Origin of the sequence: Sphingomonas sp. PP-CE-3A-406, from assembly GCF_003688625.1 — a bacterium.
GTDB lineage: Bacteria > Pseudomonadota > Alphaproteobacteria > Sphingomonadales > Sphingomonadaceae > Sphingomonas.
Genome location: NZ_RCWY01000003.1, coordinates 781,878 through 797,759, shown reverse-complemented (window position 1 = coordinate 797,759; position 15,882 = coordinate 781,878). Strand labels below are relative to the sequence as shown.

Genomic DNA, 15,882 nt, shown 5'->3' with positions numbered 1-15,882 from the left:
GGCTTACGCAACGGCAAGGCACTGGCGTGGTGGTCCCTACAGGACTTGACCCGCGGCCCACCCGCTCGCCCATGCCCATTGGAAGTTGTAGCCGCCGAGCCACCCTGTGACATCGACCGCTTCGCCGACTGCATACAGCATTGGTACGCGTTTGGCTTGCATTGTTTGCGATGACAGTTCCGCGGTGCTGATTCCGCCCGCCGTGACCTCGGCCTTGGCATAGCCTTCGGAACCATTCGGCGTGAATTGCCAGTGACTTAGCGCGCGTTCGGCGTCCTGGAGTTTCCGGTCGGTGAGCGCGGAAATCTCGCTCGTCATCCCCAATCGCTCGCTCAAAGTCTCCGCGAGTCGGTCCGGAAGCGTGCTGCCGAGCAGTTTCCGGAGAGTCGCGCGCGGCGTGGTACGCTTGGCGGCGGGGAGCCAGCCGGACTCGCGATCGGGGAGGAAATCGATCCCGACGGGCTGACCGTTGCGCCAATAGGACGATACCTGGAGGATCGCGGGGCCCGACAACCCACGGTGCGTGAACAACGCGGCCTCGCGGAAGGCGGTCTTGCCGGCGGTCGCGACGACTTCGGCGGCGACTCCGGACAGTTCGCGGAACAGCGTCTCGTCGCCGCCGAGCGTCAGCGGGACGAGTGCGGGGCGTGGCTCGACGACCTTCAACCCGAACTGCCGCGCGAGGTCATAGGCAAACCCGGTTGCGCCCATCTTCGGAATCGATGGGCCTCCGGTAGCGATGACTAGCGCTGGGGCGATGACGGTGCGGCCGTCTAGCGATACGCGATAGCGGCCGTCCGCATGCTCCACCCCGGTGACCGCGCGGCCGAGCGACAGGTCGACGCGGCCCTTGTCGCATTCGTCGCGCAGCATCTCGACGATCTGCTTCGCGGAGCCATCGCAAAAGAGTTGGCCGAGCGTCTTCTCATGCCACGCGATGCCGTAGGATTCGACGAGCGCGAGGAAATCCTGTGCGGTGTAGCGGCCGAGTGCGGACTTGGCGAAATGCGGGTTGGCGGAGATGTAGCGGTCGGCGGCGGTGTCGACGTTCGTGAAATTGCACCGCCCGCCGCCGGAGATCAGGATCTTCTTGCCCGCCTGCTCGGCGTGATCGACGAGCAGGATTTTTCGGCCACGCTGGCCGGCGACGGCGGCGCACATGAGGCCGGCGGCTCCTGCGCCGAGGATTATCGCGTCGTATTCGGACAAGTGTGGCTCCGTGCGGCTTCGGTCAGCAGCCGCCAATTAAGAGTGTTTCCCCGCGAAGGCGGGGACCCAGACTGGACTCCCGCCTTCGCGGGAGAACAAGGGGTGGCCGCTGTAGCGTGTTCGTGGTGTGCCACATAGGTGGTGAGGCGTTCGTAAGTTTACGAAACCCATATTCCAGATAGCACCACCCCGGCGAAGGCCGGGGCCCAGTTGGGGGACGGCAGTGGCGCAAGTTGCGCCTCGTTACAGCGACCTTTCCAACTGGGCCCCGGCCTTCGCCGGGGTGGTGCCATTTGGGCGGGGTGGTGTCTCTCGCGGTGGCGCCATTCGGAGTGGCGCCAAATGGAGAAGCCACAGCGTCCGATGGTCTGGTAGAGCACGCTAACGCTTGCCCCCTTCTGCTCCCTCTCCCCTCCGGGGAGAGGGTCGGGGTGAGGGGCCGCCAAGCAGTGCGTCGCCAGGAACAGCCCCTCACCCAACCCTCTCCCCGAAGGGGAGAGGGCTTCTAGCAAAAAGCCTACCGCAGCTTGGCGATATTCAACGAGTCTTCCTTCGCCCGCACCTTCACCGACTCCTCACTCCGCGTCAGCGCCTTGGCGATCGCCTTCAGCGCCATGCCCTTCTTCGCCAGCGTATGCAGCTTCTGGATCTCGTCCTGCGTCCACGCCTGACGATGCCGCTCGAATTTCGCCTCAGCCATCAGCCATCATCCTTATCGATCGCCAGCACCTCGATCGCGTCCGGCTTGCCCGCGAACGCGACCGTCTCGCCAACCGCCGCGCCCATCAATGCACGCGCCAACGGTGCCGAGAACGCCAGCCGGTCCTCGCCGGGCTCGGCTTCGTCACCACCGACGATCGAAATAACCCGCTCAGCCCCGTTCATCCGAACGCGAACGCGCGACCCGATCCCAACCTCCTCCTCTTCCGGCGAAGGTGCGAGTTCGGCGGTCGTCTGGCGCGTGTGCCAATAGCGCAGATCGCGCAACAACAGCTTGCGCGCCTCCTCGTCCGTCTCAGCAGCAACCGCAGCCTCGATCTCGGTCACCCGCTCACCGAGCAACCGCAGCCCCCGCGCCGTGACCAGATTGGGCCCCGGCGCGATCGGCTGTTCGAACTTCGGTTCGAGATGTTCCTCGTCACTCTCGCGACGAAACGCGACGCTCATGCCATCACTTCAGACACGCGACGATTCCAGCGATCGCCGCCAGCGTGCCGTCGACGTTCTTCACCTTCACGACGTCCAGCCCAAGCTGTTCCGCCGGATAATCATTGCCACCCGGGAAGATTGCGTCGCCGATGAACATCATCTTGTCGAGCGCGATGCCGCTCGCCTCGTTAAGCTTCTTCAACCCGTACGCCTTGTCGACACCCTCACGCGTGATGTCGATCGAGGTCGCGCCGCCCATGTTGATCGACAGCCCCGGCAGGCGCTTCTGCAGATCGGCCTGGATCACTTTCCGCTTGGCGAAATCGGGATCCCAGCTGTGCTTCGCGTCGATCGGCGCTTCCTGGCCAAGCGCAGAGAACGTGATCTGGCTGCCACGATCCTCGATCCGCTCGCCCCAGGTCTTCTCCGGCACGAAGCCAGTGGCTTCCAACGACTCGTCGAATGCCTTGAGGATCTTCTGCTTCTCGTCGTCCTCGAACAGCTCGGCATACACCGCGCGCCATTCGCCATCGAACCGGTACAGCTTGGTCCCCGTCGTCGGCATCAGCCACAGCTTGGTGCGATCGGCCCGCTCGGGCAGCCGCGACGCGACCTGCTTTTCGAACTGTGGCCAGTCGCCGCCCGAGATCACCGCGACATGCGCGACGTCGAGCAGGTTCGCCAACGCCTCGCCCATCGGCTCCTGCAAGGGCTGCTTGCTCTCGGCCAGCGTTCCGTCGAGGTCGAAGGCAACGAGGTCTTTCATGCGGAAACTCCGGTAAGGATGAAGGTATCGATCGCGTGCGCGACGCCGTCGGCATCGTTCGCGCTGGTAATCTCGTGCGCGACGTCGCGAACGGCTTGCGGTGCGTTGCCCATCGCGATCGCCAGCTTGGCGCGCTTGAGCATCGCGATGTCGTTGGCCTGATCGCCGATTGCCGCGGTCTGCGTCAAGCTGATGCCGAACGCGTCCGCCAGTTCCTCGATCCCGCTGCCCTTGTTGCCGGCGACAGGCGTGATGTCGAGATAATAGGTCTGCGACTGGACGATCGTCGCCTGCGTATCGAACTTCGCCGCGACCTTCGCGTGCAGATCGCGCAACAAATCCTCGTCGTCGCTGACGAACGTCACCTTGTCTGCCTTGGCGAGCAGAGCGGTGAAGTCGGAGACGATCACCGGGTCCTGCGCGGAGGCCTTCTTCTCGCTGCCGACATGGCCGCCCTGGTCGGTGCTGGCGTACCAGACATCATCCGCGAAGAACCACGTGTCGACCGGCGCGTCACCGATGATCTCCATCGCGCCGCGGACGACGTCGACGTCGATCATGTGGTGCTCGATCACGGTGCCGTCGCGCTTGAACACGATCCCGCCGTTGAACGCGCCCATCGGCTCGTCGATGCCGAGCAGATCCGCGATCGGCATCATCCCCGAGCGCGGGCGTGCGCTGATGATCGTGAAGCCGAGGCCGGCCGCCTTCAGCCGCTTGACCGCATCGACGGTCGCAGGCGTCACCTTCTTCTCCTTGTCGACGAGCGTGCCGTCGACATCGGAGACGAGGAGCTTGATACCAGAACTCACTTGGGCGCTCACTGGGGCATCTCGACATGACCGCCAAAGCCATAGCGCATCGCCGACAACAGCTTGTCGCCGAACGTATGGTCCACCCGGCTGCGATAGCGCGCATACAGCGCCGCGCTCAGCACGTTGGCGGGCACCTTCTCTTCCATCGCAGCGTCGATCGTCCACTGGCCCTCGCCCGAGTCCGCGACGCTGCCGCTGAAGCCTTCGAGCGTGCCGTCCTTCGCCAGCGCGATCGCCGACAGGTCGAGCAGCCACGACGAGATCACGCTGCCGCGACGCCAGACTTCGGCAACGTCGGTCAGGTTGATGTCGAAGCGCTCCTCCTCGACGACATGCTCGCCCGACTTGCCCTTGAGGATGTCGAAGCCCTCGGCATAGGCCTGCATCAGGCCGTATTCGATGCCGTTATGGACCATCTTGACGAAGTGCCCCGCGCCCGAGGGGCCTGCGTGGATATAGCCCTTCTCGGCGCGCGGATCGGCTTGACCCTCGACGCGGCCCGGCGTGCGGACGATCGTCCCCATGCCCGGCGCCAGCGTCTCGAAGATCGGATCGAGAAGGTCGACCGTTTCCTTGTCGCCACCGATCATCATGCAATAGCCGCGCTCCAGCCCCCACACGCCACCCGACGTGCCGACGTCGACATAGTGGATGCCCTTCTCGGCGAGTTCCTTCGCACGGCGGACATCGTCCTTGTAGAAGCTGTTGCCGCCGTCGATGATGATATCGCCCGAATTCGACTTCGCGGCGATCGCCTGGACGGTGCTCTCGGTCGGCTCGCCGGCGGGGACCATGACCCACCAGATCGCCGGGGTGTCGAGCTTGGCGTGCATGTCGTCGAGCGAATCCGCCCCGATCGCGCCGTCTGCAGCGAGCTTCTTCACGGCTTCGGCATCGCGGTCGAACGCGACGACCTCATGGCCGTTCTTCATCAACCGGCGCGCGATGTTGCCGCCCATCCGGCCGAGGCCGATCAGTCCGATCTTCATGGTAAAATCCTTGTCTTCTCCCTCTCCCCTCCGGGGAGAGGGTCGGGGTGAGGGGCAGTTCCAGGCGGGGGCGCATGTGGCAGCCCCTCACCCCGGCCCTCTCCCCGAAGGGGAGAGGGAGCAGTTTGTTAGGCCGTCGCGGGCTGCTTCTTGGCGATCGAGCCGAGCAGGTCGTCGAACGCCTTGACGAACGACGCGACGCCCTCTTCGACCAGCTTGCCGGTCACGCCGTCGAGGTCGAGCCCAAGCCGCTCGGCTTCCGCCAGAATATGCTTCGCACCCTCGACGTCCTGCGTGATCGTCTCCGCCGCGGTGCCGTGGTCGCGGAACGCGTCCATCGTCTTTGGCGGCATCGTGTTGACCGTATCCTTGCCGATCAGCGTGTCGATGTAGAGCGTGTCGGGATAGCTCGGATCCTTCACCCCGGTCGACGCCCACAGCAGACGCTGCGGCTGCGCGCCCTTGGCGGCAAGCGCCTGCCAGCGATCCGACTTCAGGAAGTCGAGATACCATTGATACGCCATCTTCGCGTTGGCGATCGCGACCTTGCCGCGCACCGCCTTGAGCGCCTCGGCCTCGGCATCGCCCTTCTCGAGGCGTGCATCGATCTCCTTGTCGATCGACGAGTCGATCCGGCTCACGAAGAAGCTGGCGACGCTGGCGATCTTGTCGATCGGCTGCCCCTGCTTGACGCGCTCCTCAAGCCCTGCGGCATAGGCCTCGGCAACGCGGATATACGCGTCGAGCGCGAACAGCAGCGTGACGTTGACGTTGATGCCGCTAGCGATCGTCGACGAGATCGCCGGACCGCCCGCAAGCGTACCCGGGATCTTGATCATCAGGTTCGGCCGGTCGACCGCAGCCCAAAGCTTCTTCGCCTCGGCGATCGTCGCGTCGGTATCGTCCGAGATATACGGCGACACCTCGAGGCTGACATAGCCGTCCTTGGCGTCGAGCTTGTCGTAGACCGGCTTCAGCGTCTCTGCCGCCGCCTTGATGTCCTGAATGGCCAGATGCTCGTAACGGTCGATCGTCGCCGCGCCGGCATGCTGCTTGTCGTATTCGGCCAGCGTCGAGTCATAGGCATCGCCGTGACCCATCGCCTTTTCGAAGATCGACGGGTTCGACGTGACGCCGGTCAGTCCGTCCTCGTCGACGAGCTTCTGGAGACCACCGGCCTCCAGGAACTTCCGGTCGACGAAATCGAGCCATACCGCCTGGCCGAAGCCTTCGAGATCGTTGAGCGCACCCATCACTTGGTCTCCATCACTTGGCGGGCGACCTTGACGACATTGTCGACGGTGAACCCGAACTTGTCCTGCAGCTTGGCGAGCGGTGCCGAAGCCCCGAACGTCGACATCGTCACGGTCGCGCCGTCGAGCCCGACATAGCGGTCCCAACCGATCGACCCGGCCATCTCGACCGCAACGCGCGCCCGCACTTCGCGCGGCAGCACGCTTTCCTTGTACGCGGCATCCTGCAGTTCGTAGCGATACCAGCTCGGCATCGACACGACCCGGCTCTTCACACCGTCCGCGGTCAGCTTCTCGTGCGCCTCGACGACCAGCGACACTTCGCTGCCGGTCGCGATCAGGATCACGTCGGGCGTGCCGTCGCTATCCGCGAGGACATAGCCGCCCTTTTCGAGCCCATCGGCGCTTGCGTACTTGGTCCGGTCGAGCGTCGGCAAAGCCTGGCGCGACATGATCAGCGCGGCGGGCGTGCTGGCGTCCTTCAGGACCGCCTTCCATGCCGCGACGACTTCGTTCGCGTCGCTCGGACGGATCGTGTCGAGGCCGGGAATCGCGCGCAGCGTGGCAAGATGCTCGATCGGCTGATGCGTCGGGCCGTCCTCGCCGACGCCGATCGAATCGTGCGTGAACACCCAGATCGCGCCGACCTCCATGATCGCCGACAGGCGCACCGGCGCGCGCATATAGTCGGCGAACACCAGGAAGGTGGAGCCGTAGGAGCGCAGGTGCGACAGCGCCATGCCGTTGACGATCGCGCCCATGCCGTGTTCGCGGATGCCGAAATGGAAGTTCCGGCCGGCGTAATTCTCCGCCTCGAACGAGGGCTGGCCCTTGATGTCGGTCTTGGTCGACGGCGCGAGATCGGCCGAACCACCGATCAGCCACGGCACCTTCGCCGCGATCGCGTTGAGCACCTTGCCGCCCGAATCACGGCTGGCGACGCCCTTGGCGTCCGCCTCGAAGGTCGGGATGTCGGCATCCCAGCCCTCGGGCAGCTCGTCCTTGAGCAGCAGATCGAGTTCCGCGGAAAGCTCTGGATAGGCACCGCGATACTTGTCGGTCAGCGCGACCCATTCGTCGCGCAGCTTGGCGCCACGCTCGGCGATGGCACCGTTAAAATGCTCGATCACGCCGTCCGGCACGTAGAACGACTTGTCCTCGGGCCAGCCATACGCCTGCTTGGTGAGGCGGATATTCTCCTCGCCGAGCGGCTCACCGTGCGCCTTCTCGCTACCCGCCTTGGGGCTGCCGTAACCGATCACCGAATGCACGACGATGAAGGTCGGCTTGTCGGTGGTCGCCTTGAACGTCTCGATCGCGCGGCTCAGCGCAGCAGTGTCGTTCGCGTCGTCGATGTGGATGACGTTCCAGCCATAGGCGTCGAAGCGCAGGCCGACATCCTCGTCGAATGCGAGATCGGTCGCGCCCTCGATCGAGATGTGGTTGCTGTCGTAGATCCAGCACAGGTTGCTGAGCTTGAGGTGGCCGGCGAGGCTCGCCGCCTCGGCCGAGACGCCCTCCATCATGTCGCCGTCGCCACAGATCGTGTAGACGTCATGGTCGAACAGCGTGAAGCCGTCCCTGTTGTAGCGCGCCGCGAGCCAGCGCTCGGCGATCGCCATGCCGACCGAATTGCCGCAACCCTGGCCGAGCGGACCCGTCGTGGTCTCGACGCCGGTGGTGTGACGATATTCCGGGTGACCGGGGGTTTTCGACGACAGCTGGCGGAACTGCTCGATGTCGGCGAGGCTGACGGCCTCCTTGCCGGTCTTGTTACCCTCGGCGTCGATCTCTTCGATCTTGGCGAGGTGGATCAGCGAATAGAGCAGCATCGACGCATGGCCGACCGACAGCACGAAGCGGTCGCGGTTGGGCCAGTCGGCGTGCTTGGGATCGTAGCGCAGGAACTTCGACCAGAGCGTGTAGCCGACCGGCGCGAGCGCCATCGGCGTGCCGGGATGGCCCGAATTGGCCTTCTGCACCGCGTCCATCGACAGCGTGCGGATGGTATCGATCGCCAGACGCTCGGGGGAGCCGTCCTCGTGCAGCATAGGGTCCGCCTTGGTGGGGGCGGTTGCGGTATCGGTCATGGAAGAAGCCTCGCTCTAGACGGTGACCGAACGCCGCGCATCCGATCTGGTTGCCAACATAGGATGCCTTTAGTCGGATGCACCCGTCCGTTCCAGTCGCGTAACGACGCCGCTCGTTGCAATATACGCGGCATCGACCTCGTCGAGGAACAGCCCGTGGCCGAGAATACCGGGGATCGCGGCGAGCGTGGTGGCGGTTGCGCGGGGATCTTCGAGGGTCGCGAAGTGGCAGTCGACGACGAGATTGCCTTGGTCCGTCCGGTAGTTGTGGCGGATGACGGGCGCAGCGCCGGTATCCGTGAGGGCGCGCATAACATACGCGCTGGCGAAGGGCAGCACCTCGACCGGCAGCTTGGCCGCGCCGATCCGGTCGACACGCTTGGAGCCATCCGCGATCACGACCATCCGTGCCGAGCTTGCGGCGACGATCTTCTCCCGCAACATCGCCCCCCCTGCGCCCTTGATCGCGAAACAGCGGGCGTCGATCTCGTCCGCGCCGTCGATCGTGAGGTCGACCTGGGCGATGGCGGCAAAGTCGAGAATCTCGATGCCGAGCTCGCGGGCGAGCTTGCCGGAAGCTTCGGAGGTGACGACGGCGCGGATCTGCAGCCCCAGGGCGACCCGCTCGCCAAGCGTCCGGATCGCGAACGCGGCGGTAGATCCGGTCCCAAGTCCGACCAGCATCCCATCTCGAACTTCCGCCACCGCAGCAACCGCGGCGGCCTTCTTGTCGTCATCGATCATCGCCGCTGCCCCAAAATACTCGTCATCCTGACGAACCACGCGTTGCCATGGCGAACCACTCGTCATCCTGACGAAAGTCAGGACCCAGAGCCACAAACGATCCCCTCGCAACTCTGGATCCTGACTTTCGTCAGGATGACGGGATGCGCGCAAGGGGGCGAGCCCCCCCACCCACCACCCCGGCGGAGGCCGGGGCCCAATTGGGGAACGTTGCTAACGAAGCGCCGTCCCTCGCTACCACGGCCTCTCCAATTGGACCCCGGCCTCCGCCGGGGTGGTGCAGTGGATACACGGTGGTGCGTGTGGATGCGGGAGTAAGCCCTTCCTTGTTCTCCCGCGAAGGCGGGAGCCCAGTCTGGATCCCCGCCTTCGCGGGGAAACAATCTCTTCGGCAGCGAAGGCAGAAACATCCCTCAGCAGCGAAACAGGTTACTCTTTCTTCCCTATTTCTCACCCCCGCTTTTCAACTGACATACTTCTGGTACATCCTCGTGGTTTAGCCCGACCAACACCTGATCGCGGATTACCAAACTTGATAGCCACACGAATTTCTGCGCGGCGGTGCGCCATTCTGCTGGTGCCGGCACTGGCGCTCGCGGCCTGTTCCGGCGGCGGCGACAAGGCCCAGGGCAAGGCAGGCCGCGGCGGCCAGCCGGGCCAGGGCACGCCGACCGTCGGCTATGTCGTCGTCCAGCCGACCAGCGTCGCGATGACCACCGAACTCAGCGGCCGCACCACCGCGTTCGAAAGCTCGGACGTCCGCCCCCAGGTTACCGGCATCATCCGCCGGCGGTTCTTCACCGAGGGTACGCTCGTCAAGAAGGGCCAGCCGCTCTACGAGATCGACCCGCGCCTCTACCGCGCCGCCGCCAACGAAGCGCAGGCCAACCTCCAGAGCGCACGCGCCAACCAGCAGGCGCAGACCATCCTCGCGCAGCGCTACAAGCCGCTCGCCGAGATGGAGGCGATCAGCAAACAGGATTACACCAACGCGGTCGCCACCTCGCGCCAGGCCACTGCCTCGGTCGCGCAGACCCGCGCGGCGCTCGAAACCGCGCAGATCAACCTCAAGTTCACGACGGTACCCGCCCCGATCACCGGGCGCATCGGCCGCTCGCTGTTCACCGTCGGCGCGCTCGTCTCCGCGACACAGACCGATCCGCTCGCGCAGATCCAGCGGCTCGATCCGATGTTCGTCGATATCCAGCAGTCATCCGGGGATCTGCTCGCGCTACGCCGCTCGCTCGGCCAGAACGGCATCGTCGCGACCCGCGCCGAAGTCCGCCTGACGCTCGAGGACGGCAGCGAATACGGCGCGACCGGCACTGTCGAGTTCGCCGAAGCGCTGGTCAACACCGAGACCGGCACCGTGACGCTGCGCGCGCGCTTCCCCAATCCACAGGGGCTGCTGCTGCCCGGCATGTTCGTCCAGGCCAAGTTCGCGCAGGCGATCAACCAGCGCGCGTTCCTCGTCCCGCAGGCGGGCGTCTCGCGCGATGCAAAGGGCAATGCAACGGTCTATGTCGTCGATGCGAACAACAAGGCGGTGCAGAAGAAGATCAAGGCGGACCGCACGCAGGGCGCGTTCTGGGTCGTCACCAGCGGGCTCAATCCCGGCGACAGGATCATCACGCAAGGCCTGTCGAAGATCGCGCCGAACCAGGGCGTGAAGCCGGTGCCGGAAAACACCGCGCAGAAGATCGAAGCGCCCAAGGATGACTCCTCCGGTGGCGACTCCAGCCAGAAAAAGGCCGGCTAAGCCCTTATGTTGTCCCGTGTCTTCATCGATCGCCCGATCTTCGCCTGGGTGCTCGCGATCATCGTGATGCTTGGCGGCATCGGCGCGATCATGAGCCTGCCGATCGCGCAGTACCCCGACGTCGCGCCGCCGCAGGTGACCGTCCGCGCGACCTTCCCTGGCGCGAACGCCCAGACCATCCAGAACAGCGTCACGCAGGTCGTCGAGCAGTCGCTGACCGGCATCGACGGGCTGATCTATTTCAGCTCGTCCTCGTCGTCGCGCGGGTCGGTGACGATCACCGTGACGTTCGAGAAGGGCACCGATCCCGACATCGCGCAGGTCCAGGTCCAGAACCAGGTCCAGCAGACGCTGTCCCGCCTCCCCACGCAGGTCCAGCAGCAGGGCCTCGTGGTGCGCAAGTCGAACCCGGACAACCTCCTGATCGTCGGCGTCTATGACGAGACCGACAAGCTGACCAACCAGGACGTCTCCGACTACCTCGTCTCGAACCTGCAGGACCCGCTCGGCCGTATTCCCGGCATCGGCGACAGCAACGTGTTCGGCGCGCAATACGCGATGCGGATCTGGCTGAACCCGAACAAGCTCGCGAGTTATCAGCTGATCCCGAGCGACGTGACGACCGCGATCCAGGCGCAGAACACCGAAGTCGCCGCCGGCGAACTCGGTGGCCAGCCCCAGCCCGACACGCAGATGCTCAACGCGACCGTCACCGCGCAGTCGCGCCTCCAGACGCCTGAGCAGTTCGCCAACATCATCCTGAAGACGACCAACGACAGCGCCGTGGTCAAGCTGCGCGACGTTGCCCGGATCGAACTGGGCGCGGAGAACTACAATGCGCGCAGCCGCGTCAACGCGCATCCCGGCGCCGGTATCGCGGTGCTGCTCGCGCCCGGCGCCGATGCGCTCAAGACCGCCGAGCTGGTCAAGGCGTTCGTCGCCAAGTCCGCCAAGAGCTTCCCACCCGGCCTGAAATTCGCCTACGCCAACGACACCACCGACTTCATCAAGCTGTCGATCGACGAGGTCGTCAAGACGCTGATCGAGGCCGTCATCCTCGTCGTCATCGTGATGTTCGTGTTCCTGCAAAGCTGGCGCGCGACGTTGATCCCGACGATCGCCGTGCCGGTCGTGCTGCTCGGCACGTTCGGCGTGTTCTATCTCGCCGGCTTCTCGATCAACACGTTGACGCTGTTCGGACTCGTGCTCGCGATCGGCTTGCTGGTCGACGACGCGATCGTCGTGGTCGAGAACGTCGAGCGCTTGATGGAGGAAAATCCCGAGATGACGCCTCGGGAGGCGACAATCGAATCGATGAACGAGATCACCGTCGCGCTGGTTGCGATCGCGCTGGTGCTGTCGGCGGTGTTCCTACCGATGGCGTTCTTCGGCGGCTCGACCGGCGTGATCTACCGCCAGTTCTCGCTGACGATGGTGTCGGCGATGGTCCTGTCGGTGCTGGTCGCGCTGATCCTCTCCCCCGCCCTCACTGCGACGCTGCTCAAGCAGAAGCAGAAGGACGCCGACGGCAATCACGAGAAGAGCTGGGGCGAACGCAAATTCCCCAAGGTCGCGCACTTTTTCACGCGCGCGGGCGACAAGTTCAACAGCGGGTTCGAAAAGGGCACGCAGAAATACACGAGTGCGGTCCAGTCGGTGATCGACCGCAAGTGGCTGTTCCTGCTCATTTATGCTGTGGTCGTCGCGGTACTCGCGGTGCTGTTCCTGCGACTGCCGACGGGCTTCCTGCCGACCGAGGACCAGGGCTCGGGTATCGTCCAGTTCCAGTTGCCCGCCGGCGCCACGCAAGGCCGCACCTTCGCGTTGCAAAAGCAGATCGAGCAATATTACTACACCAACGAGAAGGCCAACGTCCGCACGATGTTCACCGTCAGCGGTGGCGGCGGTGGCGGCGCGAGCGGCCAGAACACGGGCCAGGGCTTCATCGCGTTCGCACCGTGGGACGATCGCAAGGGCAAGGAAAACACCGCCGACGCGATCACCGGTCGTGCGTCGAAGGCGTTCGCCGGCTTCCGTGACGCACAGGTCTATTCGCTCGTGCCGCCGGCGGTCCGCGGTCTCGGTTCGTCGAACGGCTTCACGATGGAGTTGCAGAACAGCGGCAGCCTCAGCCAGACCGAGTTCAATGCCGCGCGCGACAAGCTGCTCGCGCTCGCGCGTGCGGATTCGTCGCTGACCGCGATCCGCCTCACCGAACTGCCCGATGTCGCGACGCTGCACGTCGACACCAACCAGCAGAAGCTGTCGACGCTCGGGCTGACGCAGGCGAACGTGAACTCGACGCTGTCGACCGCCTGGGGTGGCCAGTACGTCAACGACTTCATCGACCGTGGCCGTGTGAAGCGCGTCTATGTCCAGGGCGACGCGCAGTTCCGTGCGCAGCCCTCCGACCTGAGCCAATGGTTCGTGCGCGGATCCAACGGCCAGATGGCGCCGTTCTCGTCGTTCGCGAAGACGAGTTGGGGCCAGGCCCCGACGACGATGTCGCGGTTCAACGGCATCGCGTCGTACGAGATCCAGGGCTCGGGCGCGCCCGGCGTCAGTTCCGGCGACGCGATGGAGAAGATCGCGCAGCTCGCCGGCCAGATCCCCGGCACCTCGATCGCCTGGTCCGGCCTGTCGTATCAGGAACGCCTGTCCTCGGGTCAGGCGCCGTTCCTCTACGGCTTGTCGCTGCTGGTCGTGTTCCTGTGCCTCGCCGCGCTGTACGAAAGCTGGTCGATTCCGATCGCGGTGCTGCTGGTAATCCCATTGGGCCTCGTCGGCGCGATCCTCGCAGTGACGCTGCGGGGCCTCATCAACGACGTGTATCTCCAGATCGGCCTGCTCACGACGATGGGTCTTGCCGCGAAGAACGCGATCCTGATGATCGAGTTCGCCGAACAGGAGGAGAGGAAGGGCAAGCGGGTCATCGAGGCGGCACTGTCTGCGGCGAAGATCCGGTTGCGCCCGATCCTGATGACGTCGTTCGCGTTCATCCTCGGCGTGTTGCCGCTGGCCCTATCGACCGGTGCCGGTGCGAACAGCCGCATCGCGATCGGGACCGCGGTGGTCGGCGGCATGCTGACCGCGACGATCCTGGCCATTTTCTACATCCCGCTGTTCTTCGTCCTCGTCCGCCGCGGCGCACGCGACGGCATCGCCAAGCTGCGGGGCAAGCCGACAGGCTTCCAGGGCCATGACGACGACCACGGCCATGACGGCCATGGATCCGATGGCGATCACAACGAACCGCTCGAACCACCCGAACCACAGGGCCCTCACCGGCCGGAGCCCGCATGATGCGCTCGCTAGTCCTGATCCTCGCCGCTTCGACCGCACTCGGCGGCTGCTCGCTCGCGCCGAAATACGCGCGAACCGAACTCCCCGTGCCGCCGTCGCTTCCGGTCGGCGACGCGTATCTGCGCCAGTCAGAGGCGACGCTTCCCGCGATCACCTACCGCGACGTCTTCAAGGACTCGCGACTCCAGCAGATCATCGTCCAGGCGCTCGCCAACAACCGCGATCTCCGCGTCGCCGCCGCCAACATCGCGTCGACCCGCGCGCAATACCGCATCCAGCGCGCCGACCTGTTGCCGCAGGTCGATGCCAGCGGCCGCTACAGTTATTCCGGCGGCGGCAGAGGTACCCGCAACACCGTTACGAGCGGAACGGGCGGTACGGGAACGGGTGGCAATACCGGGACCGGAACTGGAACGGGTACCGGCAACACTGGGACCGGCACAGGCACGGGCGGCGTCGGTACAGGCGGGACAGGTACGGGCACCGGATCGGTCGTCAGCTCGTCGAGCTCGAACAGCGCCTTCTCGGTCGACCTCGGCACCACCGCGTTCGAGCTCGACCTCTTCGGTCGCATCCGCTCGCTCACCAGCGCCGCGCTCGACCGCTATTTCGCGACCGAAGCCGCCGCGCGCGCCACCCGCCTGACGCTGGTCGGCGACATTGCCGATGCATGGCTCACCTACGCGTCGGACCAGAGCCTGCTCAAGATCGCGCAGGACACGGTGTCGAGTTCGCAGCGCAGCGTCACGCTGACCAACGCGCGGCTGCGCGGCGGCGTCGCCCCACGCACCGATCTCCGTCAGGCGCAGCAGATCCTGTTCACCGCGCAATCCGACCTCGCGCAGCAACGCACCGCGCTCGCGCAGGACGTCAACGCGCTGCAACTGCTCGTCGGCGCGCCGGTCGATGCCAGCCTGTTGCCCGCCTCGATCGAACAGGCGCTGCCGACCGTCGCCACGCTGCCGGCCGGGCTCGACAGCAGCATCCTCCTGCGCCGACCGGACGTCGTCGAATCCGAATACCAGCTCCGCGCCACGAACGCCGAGATCGGCGCGGCGCGTGCGGAACTGTTCCCGAAGATTTCGCTCACCGGCATCCTCGGGTTTGCCAGCACGTCGCTCACCTCGCTGTTCAGCGGCGGTGCGTTCAATTACTCGGTCGCGCCCTCGGTCAGCTATCCGATTTTCCGCGCCGGCGCCGGGATCGCCGGGGTCGCCTATTCGAAGGCGCAACGCGACGCCGCACTCGCCACCTATGAGAAGACGATCCAGACCGCGTTCCAGGAGACCGCCGACGCACTCGCACGCCAGGGCACGATCGCGGACCAGTTGAAGGCAAACCAGAACTTCTCCGAAGCGGCCCTCGATACCTACCGCCTGTCCGACGCGCGCTATCGCGGCGGGATCGACACCTTCCTCAACTCGCTCGACGCGCAGCGCTCGCTGTACACGGCGCAGCGTAACCTCGTCGCGACGCAACTCGTCGGCGCGAGCAACCGCGTGACGCTGTACCGCGTCCTCGGTGGAGACTCGACGCTGGAGGCCACCGCAGGCGGACCGCAGCCGGTGGCGATGAGCGGCGCACCGCGAGCTGAGACGAATTGACGCAAGGGTATCGCGTAGAGGTACCGGCGCCCGTCGGGCCTCGTTGCCCTCGACCAACTGCCACCTCCCCGGCGGAGGCCGGGGCCCAGTTGGAAAGGTCGCAGTAACGACGGACCGCGCTTCGTTAGCAACGTTCCCCAACTGGGCCCCGGCCTTCGCCGGGGTGGCGTAATGGTCCTGATAATCGTAGCAACCCCCTCC

The 15,882-nt window shown here is 65.4% G+C and carries 12 protein-coding genes; 3 read left to right on the top strand and 9 right to left on the bottom strand.

Features of this window, described 5'->3' with window-relative positions; genetic code table 11:
* Positions 1–36 precede the first annotated feature (36 nt).
* From C8J44_RS15575 to rpiA, 9 genes are all read right to left on the bottom strand, one after another.
* Positions 37–1,209 (bottom strand): NAD(P)/FAD-dependent oxidoreductase, encoded by a 1,173-nt coding sequence (locus tag C8J44_RS15575; protein WP_259466895.1) that lies wholly within the window; start codon positions 1,207–1,209, stop codon positions 37–39.
* Positions 1,210–1,726: 517 nt separating this feature from the next.
* Complete coding sequence (locus C8J44_RS15570; protein ID WP_055881387.1) at positions 1,727–1,909, bottom strand: hypothetical protein; 183 nt, start codon at positions 1,907–1,909, stop codon at positions 1,727–1,729.
* On the bottom strand, positions 1,909–2,376 hold the full coding sequence (locus tag C8J44_RS15565) for a GreA/GreB family elongation factor (RefSeq protein WP_121905210.1): 468 nt from the start codon (positions 2,374–2,376) through the stop codon (positions 1,909–1,911). Before C8J44_RS15565 ends, C8J44_RS15570 begins: the two co-directional genes overlap by 1 nt.
* A 4-nt stretch (positions 2,377–2,380) precedes the next feature.
* Positions 2,381–3,124: an HAD-IIB family hydrolase gene (locus C8J44_RS15560; RefSeq protein WP_056055166.1), complete on the bottom strand. Its 744-nt coding sequence runs from the start codon at positions 3,122–3,124 to the stop codon at positions 2,381–2,383.
* Complete coding sequence (locus C8J44_RS15555) at positions 3,121–3,936, bottom strand: Cof-type HAD-IIB family hydrolase (RefSeq protein WP_121905209.1); 816 nt, start codon at positions 3,934–3,936, stop codon at positions 3,121–3,123. The genes C8J44_RS15560 and C8J44_RS15555 overlap by 4 nt, the downstream gene beginning before the upstream one ends.
* Positions 3,937–3,944: 8 nt before the next feature.
* Positions 3,945–4,928 (bottom strand): phosphogluconate dehydrogenase (NAD(+)-dependent, decarboxylating), encoded by a 984-nt coding sequence (gene gnd / locus C8J44_RS15550; RefSeq protein WP_056060803.1) that lies wholly within the window; start codon positions 4,926–4,928, stop codon positions 3,945–3,947.
* A gap of 128 nt (positions 4,929–5,056) precedes the next feature.
* The gene (gene tal / locus C8J44_RS15545; protein WP_056055156.1) at positions 5,057–6,181 is read right to left on the bottom strand and encodes a transaldolase; all 1,125 of its coding nucleotides are present in this window, start codon (positions 6,179–6,181) and stop codon (positions 5,057–5,059) included.
* The gene (tkt, locus tag C8J44_RS15540) at positions 6,181–8,271 is read right to left on the bottom strand and encodes a transketolase (RefSeq protein ID WP_121905208.1); all 2,091 of its coding nucleotides are present in this window, start codon (positions 8,269–8,271) and stop codon (positions 6,181–6,183) included. The genes tal and tkt overlap by 1 nt, the downstream gene beginning before the upstream one ends.
* 69 nt (positions 8,272–8,340) lie before the next feature.
* Complete coding sequence (gene rpiA, locus C8J44_RS15535; protein ID WP_121905207.1) at positions 8,341–9,015, bottom strand: ribose-5-phosphate isomerase RpiA; 675 nt, start codon at positions 9,013–9,015, stop codon at positions 8,341–8,343.
* 532 nt (positions 9,016–9,547) lie between these two features.
* On the opposite strand from rpiA, the gene C8J44_RS15530 reads away from it, so the two are divergent.
* From C8J44_RS15530 to C8J44_RS15520, 3 genes are read left to right on the top strand one after another with little or no spacing between them, the layout of a single operon-like run.
* Positions 9,548–10,774, top strand: a complete 1,227-nt coding sequence (locus C8J44_RS15530; RefSeq protein WP_259466894.1) for an efflux RND transporter periplasmic adaptor subunit — start codon at positions 9,548–9,550, stop codon at positions 10,772–10,774.
* A gap of 6 nt (positions 10,775–10,780) precedes the next feature.
* Complete coding sequence (locus C8J44_RS15525; protein WP_121905206.1) at positions 10,781–14,077, top strand: multidrug efflux RND transporter permease subunit; 3,297 nt, start codon at positions 10,781–10,783, stop codon at positions 14,075–14,077.
* Positions 14,074–15,681 (top strand): efflux transporter outer membrane subunit, encoded by a 1,608-nt coding sequence (locus C8J44_RS15520; RefSeq protein WP_121905205.1) that lies wholly within the window; start codon positions 14,074–14,076, stop codon positions 15,679–15,681. Before C8J44_RS15525 ends, C8J44_RS15520 begins: the two co-directional genes overlap by 4 nt.
* The last annotated feature ends 201 nt before the right edge of the window (positions 15,682–15,882 follow it).

Excerpts from the sequence above, each read along its gene's own strand:
- C8J44_RS15525 (WP_121905206.1), top strand. The coding sequence starts at position 10,781 with ATGTTGTCCCGTGTCTTCATCGATCGCCCGATCTTCGCCTGGGTGCTC.
- gnd (WP_056060803.1), bottom strand. The coding sequence starts at position 4,928 with ATGAAGATCGGACTGATCGGCCTCGGCCGGATGGGCGGCAACATCGCG.
- C8J44_RS15520 (WP_121905205.1), top strand. The coding sequence starts at position 14,074 with ATGATGCGCTCGCTAGTCCTGATCCTCGCCGCTTCGACCGCACTCGGC.
- C8J44_RS15570 (WP_055881387.1), bottom strand. The coding sequence starts at position 1,909 with ATGGCTGAGGCGAAATTCGAGCGGCATCGTCAGGCGTGGACGCAGGAC.
- C8J44_RS15560 (WP_056055166.1), bottom strand. The coding sequence starts at position 3,124 with ATGAAAGACCTCGTTGCCTTCGACCTCGACGGAACGCTGGCCGAGAGC.
- tkt (WP_121905208.1), bottom strand. The coding sequence starts at position 8,271 with ATGACCGATACCGCAACCGCCCCCACCAAGGCGGACCCTATGCTGCAC.
- C8J44_RS15565 (WP_121905210.1), bottom strand. The coding sequence starts at position 2,376 with ATGAGCGTCGCGTTTCGTCGCGAGAGTGACGAGGAACATCTCGAACCG.
- rpiA (WP_121905207.1), bottom strand. The coding sequence starts at position 9,015 with ATGATCGATGACGACAAGAAGGCCGCCGCGGTTGCTGCGGTGGCGGAA.
- tal (WP_056055156.1), bottom strand. The coding sequence starts at position 6,181 with ATGGGTGCGCTCAACGATCTCGAAGGCTTCGGCCAGGCGGTATGGCTC.